General features: G+C 54.4%; 9 protein-coding genes, 1 tRNA gene and 6 pseudogenes. 14 read left to right on the forward strand and 2 right to left on the reverse strand.

Translation table 11 applies throughout. The features are described from left to right. Positions 1-97: 97 nt before the first annotated feature. The 12 genes and pseudogenes from BFF42_RS00585 to yghD form a co-directional block, all read left to right on the forward strand. Positions 98-220: pseudogene (locus BFF42_RS00585) on the forward strand (IS1 family transposase); the annotation flags it as partial. 4 nt (positions 221-224) lie between these two features. Then, positions 225-1,082 (forward strand): annotated as a pseudogene (gspC, locus tag BFF42_RS00590) (type II secretion system protein GspC); the annotation flags it as partial. Between the two features lie 29 nt (positions 1,083-1,111). After that, positions 1,112-3,107: pseudogene (gene gspD, locus BFF42_RS00595) on the forward strand (type II secretion system secretin GspD). Next, a pseudogene (gspE, locus tag BFF42_RS00600) lies at positions 3,107-4,599 on the forward strand (type II secretion system ATPase GspE). Before gspD ends, gspE begins: the two co-directional pseudogenes overlap by 1 nt. Next, positions 4,599-5,821: pseudogene (gspF, locus tag BFF42_RS00605) on the forward strand (type II secretion system inner membrane protein GspF). The pseudogenes gspE and gspF overlap by 1 nt, the downstream one beginning before the upstream one ends. Before the next feature lie 16 nt (positions 5,822-5,837). Then, positions 5,838-6,293, forward strand: a complete 456-nt coding sequence (gene gspG / locus BFF42_RS00610) for a type II secretion system major pseudopilin GspG (protein ID WP_001087282.1) — start codon at positions 5,838-5,840, stop codon at positions 6,291-6,293. Between the two features lie 3 nt (positions 6,294-6,296). Further along, on the forward strand, positions 6,297-6,860 hold the full coding sequence (gspH, locus tag BFF42_RS00615; RefSeq protein ID WP_001115135.1) for a type II secretion system minor pseudopilin GspH: 564 nt from the start codon (positions 6,297-6,299) through the stop codon (positions 6,858-6,860). Then, positions 6,857-7,228: a type II secretion system minor pseudopilin GspI gene (gene gspI, locus BFF42_RS00620; protein ID WP_000820139.1), complete on the forward strand. Its 372-nt coding sequence runs from the start codon at positions 6,857-6,859 to the stop codon at positions 7,226-7,228. Before gspH ends, gspI begins: the two co-directional genes overlap by 4 nt. Then, complete coding sequence (gene gspJ, locus BFF42_RS00625; protein WP_001255034.1) at positions 7,225-7,824, forward strand: type II secretion system minor pseudopilin GspJ; 600 nt, start codon at positions 7,225-7,227, stop codon at positions 7,822-7,824. Before gspI ends, gspJ begins: the two co-directional genes overlap by 4 nt. 2 nt (positions 7,825-7,826) lie before the next feature. Further along, positions 7,827-8,804 carry a type II secretion system minor pseudopilin GspK gene (gspK, locus tag BFF42_RS00630; protein WP_039059565.1) on the forward strand — a complete coding sequence of 326 codons (978 nt, stop codon included), beginning with the start codon at positions 7,827-7,829 and terminating at the stop codon, positions 8,802-8,804. Further along, on the forward strand, positions 8,801-9,979 hold the full coding sequence (gspL, locus tag BFF42_RS00635) for a type II secretion system protein GspL (RefSeq protein ID WP_000094969.1): 1,179 nt from the start codon (positions 8,801-8,803) through the stop codon (positions 9,977-9,979). The genes gspK and gspL overlap by 4 nt, the downstream gene beginning before the upstream one ends. A gap of 1 nt (position 9,980) precedes the next feature. Next, complete coding sequence (gene yghD, locus BFF42_RS00640) at positions 9,981-10,517, forward strand: GspM family type II secretion system protein YghD (protein WP_000942800.1); 537 nt, start codon at positions 9,981-9,983, stop codon at positions 10,515-10,517. 148 nt (positions 10,518-10,665) lie between these two features. Here the strand turns inward: yghD and BFF42_RS00645 are convergent. Next, positions 10,666-10,741 (reverse strand) — tRNA-Phe (locus BFF42_RS00645). Positions 10,742-10,846: 105 nt separating this feature from the next. Beyond that, a complete protein-coding gene (locus BFF42_RS00650; RefSeq protein ID WP_000234502.1) occupies positions 10,847-11,554 on the reverse strand; it encodes a DUF554 domain-containing protein in 708 nt (235 codons plus the stop codon). 152 nt (positions 11,555-11,706) lie between these two features. On the opposite strand from BFF42_RS00650, the gene yqgH reads away from it, so the two are divergent. Continuing rightward, positions 11,707-11,790: a hypothetical protein gene (gene yqgH, locus BFF42_RS27165; RefSeq protein WP_212591416.1), complete on the forward strand. Its 84-nt coding sequence runs from the start codon at positions 11,707-11,709 to the stop codon at positions 11,788-11,790. Between the two features lie 161 nt (positions 11,791-11,951). Then, positions 11,952-13,818: pseudogene (gene speC, locus BFF42_RS00655) on the forward strand (ornithine decarboxylase); the annotation flags it as partial. Between the last annotated feature and the right edge of the window lie 93 nt (positions 13,819-13,911).

Raw genomic sequence — 13,911 nt, forward strand, 5'->3', positions numbered from 1 at the left:
GCATATCTGACACTTTGGTTCCCACTACTTATTTGGTGGACACCACTTTGTCTAATTCGTCAGATTCTGACCAGACGGTTCAGGCTGTACGCTTACACATAATCTGAATCTGAGACAACATCTGGCAAGGCTGGGACGGAAGTCACTGTCGTTCTCAAAATCGGTGGAGCTGCATGACAAGGTCATCGGGCATTATCTGAACATAAAATACTATCAGTAAGTTGGAGTCATTACCAAAAATTGTACGCGGGATGTTCTGGCTGATGCTGCTTATTATTTCTGCAAAAGTGGCGCATTCACTCTGGCGCTATTTCTCCTTTTCTGCGGAATATACGGCTGTTTCCCCATCGGCGAATAAACCGCCCCGTGCGGATGCAAAAACGTTCGATAAAAATGACGTGCAATTAATCAGCCAGCAAAACTGGTTTGGCAAATATCAGCCCGTCGCCACGCCGGTAAAACAACCCGAACCTGTGCCTGTGGCAGAAACGCGTCTTAATGTGGTGCTGCGCGGGATCGCCTTTGGTGCCAGACCCGGCGCGGTTATTGAAGAAGGCGGTAAACAGCAGGTCTATTTGCAGGGTGAAACGCTTGGCTCGCACAACGCGGTGATTGAGGAAATCAATCGCGACCATGTGATGCTGCGCTATCAGGGAAAAATAGAGCGCCTGAGCTTGGCTGAAGAGGAGCGTTCCACCGTTGCCGCGACCAACAAAAAAGCTGTCAGTGACGAAGCAAAGCAAGCTGTTGCTGAACCTGCTGTCAGTGCGCCAGTTGAGATACCGACTGCCGTGCGTCAGGCACTGGCGAAAGATCCGCAGAAAATTTTTAACTATATCCAGCTTACGCCTGTGCGTAAGGAGGGAATTGTCGGTTATGCAGTGAAGCCGGGGGCAGATCGTTCTCTGTTCGATGCCAGCGGTTTCAAGGAAGGCGATATCGCCATTGCGCTAAATCAGCAGGATTTCACTGATCCACGAGCAATGATTGCTCTGATGCGACAGTTACCTTCAATGGATTCCATTCAACTTACGGTTTTACGCAAGGGTGCGCGCCACGACATTTCCATCGCGCTGCGCTAACCGCATTTAATCCAGGAGAATCATTCATCGTGTTTTGGCGTGATATTACGTTGTCGGTCTGGCGTAAGAAGACAACTGGCCTCAAAACAAAAAAGCGTTTACTGCCGCTGGTGCTGGCAGCGGCATTATGCAGTTCACCGGTCTGGGCGGAAGAAGCCACTTTCACCGCTAATTTTAAAGATACCGACCTGAAATCGTTCATCGAAACCGTCGGCGCTAACCTTAATAAAACCATCATTATGGGGCCGGGCGTACAGGGGAAAGTGAGTATTCGCACCATGACCCCGCTCAATGAACGCCAGTATTACCAGCTATTCCTTAACCTGCTGGAAGCACAGGGGTATGCCGTCGTACCGATGGAAAACGACGTGCTGAAGGTGGTGAAATCCAGCGCTGCGAAAGTCGAGCCGCTGCCGCTGGTCGGTGAAGGCAGCGACAACTACGCGGGCGATGAAATGGTCACCAAAGTAGTGCCGGTACGTAATGTGTCGGTACGCGAGCTGGCACCGATTCTGCGCCAGATGATCGACAGCGCAGGCTCAGGCAACGTTGTTAATTACGATCCCTCCAACGTGATTATGCTCACCGGACGCGCCTCCGTTGTGGAGCGCCTGACGGAAGTGATCCAGCGCGTGGATCACGCGGGTAATCGCACCGAAGAGGTGATCCCGCTGGATAACGCCTCGGCTTCGGAAATCGCCCGCGTGCTGGAAAGCCTGACGAAAAACAGCGGCGAGAACCAGCCTGCGACGCTGAAATCTCAAATTGTCGCCGACGAACGCACCAACAGTGTGATTGTCAGTGGTGACCCGGCCACGCGGGACAAAATGCGCCGCCTGATCCGTCGGCTGGACTCAGAAATGGAACGCAGCGGCAACAGCCAGGTTTTCTATCTCAAATACAGCAAAGCCGAAGATCTGGTCGATGTGCTGAAACAGGTCAGCGGCACGCTCACGGCGGCTAAAGAAGAGGCGGAAGGCACGGTCGGTAGCGGGCGTGAGGTTGTATCCATCGCCGCCAGCAAACACAGTAATGCCCTGATTGTAACCGCGCCGCAGGACATCATGCAGTCGCTGCAAAGCGTAATTGAATAACTGGATATTCGCCGTGCAGTGGGCGTCGAAAGATGCCGGATTAATGCAGTTTGCTAATGGTACGCAGATCCCTATCGGTACGCTGGGGGCAGCCATTTCTCAGGCGAAACCGCAGAAAGGCTCGACGGTGATCAGTGAAAACGGCGCTACCACCATTAATCCGGATACCAACGGCGATCTCTCCACACTCGCCCAGCTTCTTTCTGGATTTAGCGGTACGGCGGTTGGCGTGGTGAAAGGCGACTGGATGGCACTGGTGCAGGCGGTTAAAAACGACTCCAGCTCGAACGTTCTCTCCACGCCGAGCATCACTACGCTGGACAACCAGGAAGCCTTCTTCATGGTGGGCTAGGACGTTCCGGTATTAACCGGCTCTACCGTTGGCTCCAATAACAGCAATCCTTTCAATACAGTAGAAAGGAAAAAAGTCGGCATCATGCTGAAAGTCACGCCGCAGATTAACGAAGGTAACGCGGTACAGATGGTGATTGAGCAGGAAGTCTCGAAGGTGGAAGGACAGACCAGCCTCGACGTGGTGTTTGGTGAGCGCAAACTGAAAACCACCGTGCTGGCTAACGATGGTGAGCTGATTGTGCTTGGTGGTCTGATGGACGATCAGGCGGGAGAAAGCGTGGCGAAAGTGCCTCTGCTGGGCGATATCCCATTGATTGGTAACCTGTTTAAATCGACGGCGGATAAAAAAGAAAAACGTAACCTGATGGTGTTTATCCGCCCGACCATTCTGCGTGACGGTATGGCGGCAGACGGCGTGTCGCAGCGCAAATATAACTATATGCGCGCCGAACAGATCTATCGTGATGAGCAAGGTTTAAGCCTGATGCCGCACACCGCACAGCCGGTACTGCCAGCGCAAAACCAGGCCTTACCGCCGGAAGTTCGCGCGTTCCTCAATGCCGGGAGAACGCGTTAATGGTGCCTGTAGCACAGGAAACCACCGCCAACACCGTGCGTCTGCCCTACAGTTTCAGCCGTCGGTTTAGCCTGGTGGCATGGTGCGAAGCGTCGCTGGAGATCCTCCACGTTCATCCGCTATCGCTCTCTGTTTTGCAGGAGCTGCAGCGGGGGCTGAACGCGCCCTTTACGCTGCGGCAAATCGACGAGGCCGAATTTGAACAGCGGCTGAATGCGGTCTGGCAGCGGGACTCTTCCGAGGCTCGCCAGCTGATGGAAGATCTCGGTTCTGCTGAGGACTTTTTTACTCTCGCGGAAGAACTGCCAGAAACGGAAGATCTGCTGGAAAGTGACGACGATGCGCCGATCATCAAACTGATCAACGCCATGCTGGCAGAGGCGATTAAAGAAGGCGCTTCGGATATCCACATCGAGACGTTTGAAAAGAGTCTGGTGATCCGTTTTCGCGTTGACGGCACATTACATGAAATGCTGCGCCCGGGGCGCAAACTGGCCTCGCTGCTGGTATCGCGTATCAAGGTGATGGCACGGCTGGATATCGCCGAAAAGCGCGTACCGCAGGATGGACGTATTGCGCTGCTGCTGGGCGGCCGGGCGATTGACGTGCGTGTCTCCACCATGCCTTCTGCCTGGGGCGAGCGCGTGGTGCTGCGACTGCTGGACAAAAACCAGGCCCGCCTGACGCTGGAGCGTCTGGGGCTTAGCCAGCAACTGACCGTGCAGTTGCGCCAGCTGTTACACAAACTGCACGGCATCTTTCTGGTGACGGGGCCGACGGGTTCCGGCAAAAGCACCACGCTGTACGCCGGATTGCAGGAGCTGAACAACCATTCGCGTAACATTCTCACGGTTGAAGACCCCATCGAATACATGATTGAAGGGATCGGTCAGACACAGGTTAACACCCGCGTCGGCATGACCTTCGCCCGTGGCCTGCGCGCGATTTTGCGTCAGGACCCGGATGTGGTGATGGTCGGTGAAATCCGCGATACCGAAACCGCAGAAATCGCTGTTCAGGCATCGCTTACCGGACACCTGGTCCTTTCCACGCTGCATACCAACACGGCGGTGGGGGCGATCACGCGTTTGCAGGATATGGGCGTGGAGCCTTTCCTGCTCTCTTCCAGTCTGACGGGCGTGATGGCGCAGCGACTGGTCCGCACGCTGTGTCCCGACTGCCGTCAGGCCGCGCCTGCCACTGACGAAGAAAAACGCCTGCTGGGCATTACTGATGCGCGAACCGTCACTCTGTACCATCCGCAGGGCTGCCCCGCCTGTAATCACAAAGGTTTCCGCGGACGGACTGCCATCCATGAGCTGACGTGGTGGATGCCACATTGCGTGATTTGATCCACCGTCAGGCCGGGGAGCTGGAGCTGGAACGTTATGTCCGGCAACACTCTGCGGGTATCCGCAGCAACGGCATTGAGAAAGTGCTCGCCGGAGAAACCTCTCTCGATGAAGTTCTGCGGGTAACCATGGAGGCGTAATGGCACTGTTTTACTATCAGGCGCTGGAGCGTAATGGTCGCAAAACCAAAGGCATGATTGAGGCGGATTCCGCGCGTCATGCCCGCCAGTTGTTGCGCGGTAAAGAGCTTATCCCCGTGCACATTGAAGCCAGGATGAATGCATCGGCAGGGGGAATGTTGCAGCGTCGGCGGCACGCACATCGTCGCGTGGCGGCGGCAGATCTGGCGCTGTTCACGCGCAACTGGCAATGCTGGTGCAGGCAGCAATGCCGTTGGAAACCTGCTTGCAGGCGGTCAGTGAGCAAAGTGAAAAACTGCATGTGAAGAGCCTCGGAATGGCGCTGCGCAGCCGGATTCAGGAAGGTTATACCCTGTCGGACAGCCTGCGCGAACATCCCCGCGTCTTTGATTCCCTGTTTTGTTCGATGGTCGCTGCCGGAGAAAAATCCGGGCATCTCGACGTGGTGCTCAATCGCCTGGCAGATTACACCGAACAGCGACAGCGCCTGAAATCACGTCTATTGCAGGCCATGCTCTATCCGCTGGTTATGCTGGTGGTGGCAACGGGCGTGGTCACTATTTTGCTGACGGCAGTGGTGCCGAAAATCATCGAACAGTTTGATCATCTCGGACACGCGCTACCCTCCTCCACCCGTGCGCTTATCGCCATGAGTGATGCGTTACAGGCCAGCGGCGTTTACTGGCTGGCGGGATTGCTGGCGCTTCTGGTGCTGGGGCAATGGCTACTTAAAAATCCGACTATGCGCCTGCGCTGGGATAAAACCTTGCTGCGTCTGCCCGTGACGGGCCGTGTTGCGCGCGGGCTGAATACGGCGCGTTTTTCCCGCACATTAAGCATCCTCACCGCCAGCAGTGTTCCGCTACTGGAAGGCATTCAGACCGCTGCCGCCGTGTCGGCAAATCGCTATGTCGAACAACAACTGCTGCTGGCGGCAGATCGCGTCCGCGAAGGAAGCAGTCTGCGCGCCGCGCTGGTGGAGTTGCGCCTGTTCCCGCCGATGATGCTGTACATGATCGCTTCCGGCGAACAGAGCGGCGAACTGGAAACCATGCTTGAGCAGGCCGCTGTTAACCAGGAACGGGAATTTGATACCCAGGTGGGGCTGGCGTTGGGGCTGTTTGAGCCTGCGCTGGTGGTGATGATGGCGGGCGTGGTGCTGTTTATTGTCATCGCCATCCTCGAGCCGATGCTGCAACTGAATAATATGGTTGGAATGTAATTTACGGAGTTATCACATGAATTCGTTATCCCGCACACACAAACCACGGGCAGGTTTTACCCTGCTGGAAGTGATGGTGGTGATTGTTATTCTTGGCGTCCTGGCAAGTCTGGTGGTGCCTAACCTGTTGGGCAACAAAGAGAAAGCCGATCGGCAAAAAGCCATCAGCGATATCGTGGCGCTGGAAAACGCACTAGATATGTACCGACTGGATAACGGGCGTTATCCGACCACAGAACAGGGGCTGGAAGCGCTGATCCAGCAGCCAGCCAATATGGCGGACTCCCGCAACTACCGTACTGGTGGATACATCAAACGACTGCCAAAGGATCCGTGGGGCAATGATTATCAGTATCTCAGCCCGGGTGAAAAAGGACTGTTTGATGTTTATACCCTGGGGGCGGATGGTCAGGAAAACGGGGAAGGCGCTGGCGCAGATATCGGTAACTGGAATTTGCAGGAGTTTCAGTAAGCAGTGCCTGAACGCGGATTCACACTTCTGGAAATCATGCTGGTGATTTTCCTTATCGGCCTTGCCAGTGCGGGCGTGGTACAGACGTTTGCGACCGATTCTGAACCGCCCGCGAAAAAAGCGGCACAGGATTTTCTGACTCGCTTTGCGCAGTTTAATGACAGGGCAGTGATTGAAGGACAGACACTCGGTGTGCTAATCGACCCGCCTGGCTATCAGTTTATGCAGCGTCGTCAGGGGCAGTGGTTGCCCGTTTCTGCGACCCGGTTATCGGCACAGGTTACGGTGCCGAAACAGGTGCAGATGCTGTTACAACCCGGAAGTGATATCTGGCAGAAGGAATATGCGCTGGAGCTGCAACGTCGTCGCCTGACGCTGCACGATATTGAACTGGAGTTGCAAAAAGAGGCGAAAAAGAAGACGCCGCAGATCCGTTTTTCGCCTTTTGAACCCGCCACGCCGTTTACGCTGCGCTTCTACTCGGCGGCGCAAAACGCATGTTGGGCGGTAAAGCTGGCACACGATGGCGCGTTATCCCTCAATCAATGTGATGAGAGGATGCCATGAAGCGCGGATTTACCTTGCTGGAAGTGATGCTCGTGCTGGCGATTTTTGCGCTGGCTGCCACGGCGGTGTTACAGATTGCCAGCGGTGCGCTGAGTAATCAGCACGTTCTTGAGGAAAAAACGGTAGCGGGCTGGGTAGCTGAAAACCAGACTGCGCTGCTCTACCTGATGACCCGTGAGCAGCGGGCGGTCAGGCATCAGGGCGAGAGCGATATGGCAGGAAGCCGCTGGTACTGGCGAACAATCCCATTGAATACAGGCAACGCGCTGCTCCAGGCGGTGGATATTGAAGTCAGCCGTCACGAAGACTTTTCGTCGGTGATTCAGTCACGACGCGCCTGGTTTAGCGCCGTGGGAGGCCAACAGTGAGAAGGACTCGCGCTGGTTTCACGTTACTGGAAATGTTGGTGGCAATTGCCATTTTTGCCTCGCTGGCACTGATGGCGCAGCAGGTGACTAACGGCGTCACGCGCGTGAATAGCGCCGTCGCCGATCACGATCAAAAACTAAACCTCATGCAGCAAACGATGAGTTTTCTGACCCACGATCTGACCCAAATGATGCCGCGTCCGGTAAGAGGCGATCAGGGCCAGCGTGAACCAGCTTTACTGGCTGGCGCTGGCGTGCTGGCGTCTGAGAGTGAAGGAATGCGTTTTGTGCGCGGCGGTGTGGTTAACCCGTTGATGCGTCTGCCGCGCAGCAATCTGCTCACCGTCGGTTACCGCATTCATGACGGTTATCTCGAACGGTTAGCCTGGCCGCTGACCGATGCCGCAGGCAGCGTGAAGCCGACAATGCAAAAGTTGATTCCGGCCGATTCGCTCCGTTTGCAGTTCTACGACGGCACGCGCTGGCAGGAGAGCTGGTCGTCAGTACAGGCGATCCCTGTGGCGGTACGCATGACCCTGCATTCGCCGCAATGGGGCGAGATTGAACGCATCTGGTTGTTACGCGGGCCGCAATAATCATGATCACCTCACCACCAAAACGCGGAATGGCACTGGTCGTGGTGCTGGTATTGCTGGCGGTTATGATGCTGGTAACCATCACGCTTTCCGGGCGGATGCAGCAACAACTTGGGCGAACGCGCAGCCAGCAGGAGTACCAGCAGGCGCTGTGGTACAGCGCCAGTGCGGAAAGCCTGGCGCTGAGCGCGCTCAGTCTGAGCCTGAAAAATGAAAAGCGCGTGCATCTGGCACAGCCGTGGGCATCCGGCCCTCGTTTCTTCCCTCTGCCGCAGGGGCAAATTGCGGTCACCCTGCGTGACGCACAGGCTTGCTTTAACCTGAATGCCCTTGCTCAGCCGACAACGGCGTCGCGTCCGCTTGCGGTACAACAGTTGATTGCCCTGATCTCGCGCCTGGATGTGCCTGCTTATCGGGCCGAACTGATAGCCGAAAGCCTGTGGGAGTTTATTGACGAGGACCGCAGCGTGCAGACACGTCTAGGCCGTGAAGACAGCGAGTATCTCGCCCGTTCGGTGCCGTTCTACGCCGCCAATCAACCGCTGTCTGATATCAGTGAGATGCGCGTGGTACAGGGAATGGACGCCGGGCTTTATCAAAAACTGAAACCGCTGGTCTGTGCGCTGCCGATGATCCGCCAGCAAATCAACATCAATACTTTAGACGTCACGCAAAGTGTGATTCTTGAGGCGCTGTTTGACCCGTGGTTAAGCCCCGTTCAGGCGCGGGCGTTATTACAACAACGTCCGGCGAAGGGCTGGGAAGATGTCGATCAGTTTCTTGCACAGCCGCTACTTGCTGACGTCGATGAGCGTACTAAAAAACAGCTAAAAACCGTCCTGAGCGTGGACAGCAATTACTTCTGGCTGCGTTCAGATATCACCGTGAATGAGATTGAACTGACGATGAACTCGTTAATTGTCCGCATGGGCCCACAACACTTTTCGGTTCTCTGGCATCAGACAGGAGAAAGTGAGTGAGTTCCATCCTTGAGATTTTTTTCCCGCTTTGCGCCGCTGATCCCATCCATTGGCAGCGCCGTACACCCGATGTGGAGCACGGTATCTGGTCTGACGTTGCTAACGAACAGCTCCAGCAATGGCTGCAAACCGATGCGATTCGACTCTACATTCCCGGCGAATGGATCAGCGTCTGGCAGGTTGAACTGCCTGATGTCGCCCGTAAGCAGATACCGACCATTCTGCCCGCCTTACTGGAAGAAGAGCTGAACCAGGATATCGATGAACTGCATTTCGCCCCGTTGAATATCGACCAGCAACTGGCAACCGTAGCAGTGATTCACCAACAGCATATGCGCAACATTGCGCAGTGGTTGCAGGAAAACGGCATCACCCGCGCTACCGTCGCGCCAGACTGGATGTCCATTCCTTGTGGGGTTATGGCTGGCGATGCGCAACGGGTTATCTGCCGCATTGATGAATGCCGGGGATGGAGCGCCGGGCGGGCGCTGGCTCCGGTCATGTTCCGCGCCCAGCTCAATGAGCAGGATTTACCGCTTTCGCTAACCGTAGTCGGCATTGCACCGGAAAAGCTATCAGCATGGGCTGGCGCAGACGCTGAACGCCTGACCGTTACAGCTCTGCCCGCCGTTACCACTTATGGCGAACCGGAAGGGAACCTGCTGACAGGGCCGTGGCAGCCTCGCGTCAGCTACCGAAAACAGTGGGCGCGCTGGCGGGTGATGATTCTGCCGATATTGCTGATTCTAGTTGCGCTGGCAGTGGAGCGGGGCGTGACGTTATGGAGCGTCAGCGAACAGGTGGCGCAAAGCCGCACCCAGGCGGAGGAACAGTTCTTAACGTTGTTCCCGGAGCAGAAGCGGATTGTGAATTTACGCTCTCAGGTGACGATGGCGCTGAAAAAATATCGCCCACAGGCCGACGATACCCGGCTGCTCGCCGAGTTGTCAGCGATAGCCAGCACCCTGAAATCAGCGTCACTTTCCGACATCGAAATGCGTGGTTTTACCTTTGATCAAAAACGCCAGATACTTCACCTCCAGCTACGGGCCGCGAACTTTGCCAGTTTCGACAAACTGCGTAGTGCACTGGCAACCGATTATGTTGTGCAACAGGACGCGTTACAGAAAGAGGGTGATGCGGTTTCCGGCGGCGTAACGTTGCGGAGGAAATAACATGTTACGCGATAAATTTATTCACTATTTTCAGCAATGGCGTGAACGCCAGTTAAGCCGTGGCGAACACTGGCTGGCACAACACCTGGCGGGGCGTTCTCCGCGTGAAAAGGGCATGTTACTGGCAGCGGTGGTGTTCCTGTTTAGCGTCGGATATTACGTCCTCATCTGGCAGCCGTTGAGCGAACGGATAGTACAACAGGAGACAATGTTGCAGCAACTGGTGGCGATGAACACCAGACTGAGGAGCGCCGCGCCGGATATTATTGCGGCGCGAAAATCCGCCACAACAACGCCTGCGCAGGTATCGCGGGTTATCAGTGACAGTGCTTCCGCGCACTCGGTAGTCATCAAGCGGATAGCCGAGCGTGGGGAGAATATTCAGGTCTGGATAGATCCGGTGGTGTTTAATGACCTGCTGAACTGGTTAAACGCGCTGGATGAAAAGTATGCGCTGCGGGTGACACAAATTGATGCCAGTGCTGCTGAGAAGACTGGGATGGTGAATGTGCAGCGGCTGGAGTTTGGACGGGGGTAAAGTATCAGGAGATTAGTATCAATAAAATTACTCTCGTTAACGTGGCGAGAGTAATTCCCCCAGACTTTATAAGCAAACTTTTTTCGTGAAGGTTATTGTCAGATCCAAAAGCAAAAACCCGCCTTGTGGGCGGGTTCTTAAGAATTAGTGGTGCCCGGACTCGGAATCGAACCAAGGACACGGGGATTTTCAATCCCCTGCTCTACCGACTGAGCTATCCGGGCAACGGGGCGCATTAAACCTGATTCGCCTCGTCTCGTCAATCAAATTTCTTCAATTTACTGCAGACTGCACAATCTATCATCACTTTGCCGCTATTGCACGCATTGTCAGGCAAACCAGGCGGTCCAGGCGGCGGAAAGCGGCATTGCCAGAAGGAGTGCTGGAAGCATGTTGACCACCGGGAACATTTTAATGCCACAGATGCGTAATCCGGTTGCCAGCAGCAATAAACCGCCTACGGCGCTGAAGTCTGCCATCATCGACGGTGTGGTCAGCGGTAATATCAGCGCGGCAGCCCACGCCAGCGTTAACTGGATGATCAGTAATGGGATACTAATTACCGACACCGCAATACCCAGCGAGCAGGCGAAGATCATCGCCGTAAAGAAATCAAGAAATGACTTGGCGATTAAAATACTCGGATCGCCGGTCATCCCTTCGTTCATCGCCCCGAAGATCCCGGTGCCGCTGGCGCAAAACAGGACAATAATCGCGACATAATTCTGAATAAAAGATTCATGCGTTGGCTTCTTACGTGAGTGACGAAACAGATTTTGTGCTTTGGCGACTGCTGTATTGACACCTTTCTCCAGCAAACAAATTTCGCCAATTAGAGCGCCAAGTAGCGTAGCTAAAACCATCGCTGGAAGGTTGGCGCATTTCACAACCAGTAAAATACCAATCCCCAGCGATGCCAGACCAAAAATAGATGTCATGGAGATGCGGATACGTTCCGGTAAGCGTTGGCTGAGCAGTGCGCCGAGAACGCCACCCAGTAAGACTGCACTAGCGTTGATAAAAGGGCCGATGACCACAAGAGTTCCTGTTAACTGTATTGTTTGATTTTCTTATTATGAACTTTTTGCCTTGTTGATGGCTTGTCTGGTCGCAAAGTCCTGGCTTGCACGCTTTAGCGAAAGGTGCCATGATTGCGCGAATTTTCTCCTCTCTGTACGGAGTTTGCCCGATGCACGCCACCTCCTTACATTCTCTCGCTTATCGCCGTTTCGCGCGAAACGTTTCCCTTTCTATGTTACTGCTCATGCGGTGAAGTTAACGCACGCTCACTGCAGGACAACAGTAAAATCAGAGCGTTTCTGCTTTTACTGATGTCTGGCGGTCGGAGCTGGTGACCAGTTTGACCCATATCTCATGGGGCAGGGTTTTCCACCTTGTCCGGTATTCTTACTTCCCCGAAACGGGTTTGCGCTTATGAAATCAATGAATATTGCCGCCAGTAGTGAACTGGTATCCCGACTTTCTTCTCATCGTCGCGTGGTGGCGTTGGGAGATACTGATTTTACGGACGTCGCGGCAGTCGTCATTACCGCTGCGGATAGTCGCAGTGGCATTCTTGCGTTGCTTAAGCGCACCGGTTTTCATCTACCGGTGTTTTTGTATTCCGAACATGCTGTTGAATTACCTGCGGGCGTTACGGCGGTAATCAACGGCAACGAGCAGCAGTGGCTGGAGCTGGAATCCGCAGCCTGTCAGTATGAAGAGAATTTGCTGCCACCGTTTTATGACACGCTGACGCAGTACGTTGAGATGGGCAACAGCACCTTTGCTTGCCCTGGACATCAACATGGTGCGTTTTTTAAAAAGCATCCTGCCGGACGCCATTTTTACGATTTCTTTGGTGAGAACGTCTTTCGCGCCGATATGTGTAACGCTGACGTAAAATTGGGCGATCTGCTTATTGGCGAAAGATGCGCAGAAATTCGCAGCCAAAGTCTTTCATGCCGATAAAACCTATTTTGTGCTGAACGGCACATCGGCAGCGAATAAAGTGGTGACGAATGCGCTGTTAACGCGTGGCGATCTGGTGCTCTTCGACCGTAACAACCATAAGTCGAATCATCACGGCGCGCTGATTCAGGCGGGGGCGACGCAGGTCTATCTGGAAGCTTCACGCAACCCGTTTGGTTTCATTGGCGGTATTGATGCGCACTGTTTTAATGAAGAGTATCTGCGCCAGCAAATTCGCGACGTTGCGCCAGAAAAAGCCGAGCTGCCGCGCCCGTTTCGCCTGGCGATTATTCAGCTGGGAACCTATGACGGAACTGTCTATAACGCCCGTCAGGTGATCGATACCGTTGGGCATCTGTGTGATTACATTCTGTTTGATTCCGCGTGGGTCGGTTACGAACAGTTTATCCCGATGATGGCGGATAGCTCGCCGCTGCTATTAGAACTTAACGAAAACGATCCGGGGATCTTTGTGACTCAGTCGGTGCACAAACAGCAGGCGGGATTCTCACAGACGTCGCAGATCCATAAAAAAGATAACCATATCCGCGGACAGGCGCGTTTTTGCCCGCATAAGCGGTTGAATAACGCCTTTATGCTCCATGCTTCTACCAGCCCTTTCTATCCGCTGTTTGCTGCACTGGATGTTAACGCCAAAATTCATGAAGGGGAGAGTGGGCGTCGGCTGTGGGCTGAGTGCGTTGAGTTGGGTATTGAGTCGCGCAAGGCTATTCTTGCGCGCTGTAAGCTGTTCCGCCCGTTTATCCCGCCCGTTGTTGATGGCAAATTGTGGCAGGATTATCCGACATCAGTGTTAGCCAGCGACCGCCGTTTTTTCAGTTTTGAGCCGGGGGCGAAGTGGCACGGCTTTGAAGGATATGCCGCGGATCAGTATTTTGTTGATCCGTGCAAGCTGTTACTCACTACACCAGGTATCAATGCCGAAACCGGCGAATATAGCGACTTTGGCGTTCCGGCGACGATTCTGGCGCACTATCTGCGTGAGAACGGCATTGTGCCGGAGAAGTGCGATCTCAACTCCATTCTGTTCTTATTAACTCCGGCGGAAAGCCACGAGAAGCTGGCACAACTGGTAGAGATGTTGGCGCAGTTTGAACAGCATATTGAGGATGACTCGCCGCTGGCTGAGGTGTTGCCGAGCGTTTATAACAAATATCCGGTGCGCTATCGCGACTACACTTTGCGCCAGTTGTGTCAGGAGATGCACGATCTGTATGTCAGTTTCGACGTCAAAGACCTACAAAAAGCGATGTTCCGCCAGCAGAGTTTCCCGTCAGTGGTGATGAACCCCCAGGATGCGCATAGCGCTGATATGACTTTCCGTGTCAAACCGGAATCTCTAATTTTGACGATTTTCTTTTTAGGTTTAATTCCCTGAGGGCGACGTAGCAGTAAATCCGAC

This window comes from Shigella sp. FC1661, assembly GCF_001712525.1.
Taxonomy (GTDB): Bacteria; Pseudomonadota; Gammaproteobacteria; order Enterobacterales; family Enterobacteriaceae; genus Escherichia; species Escherichia coli.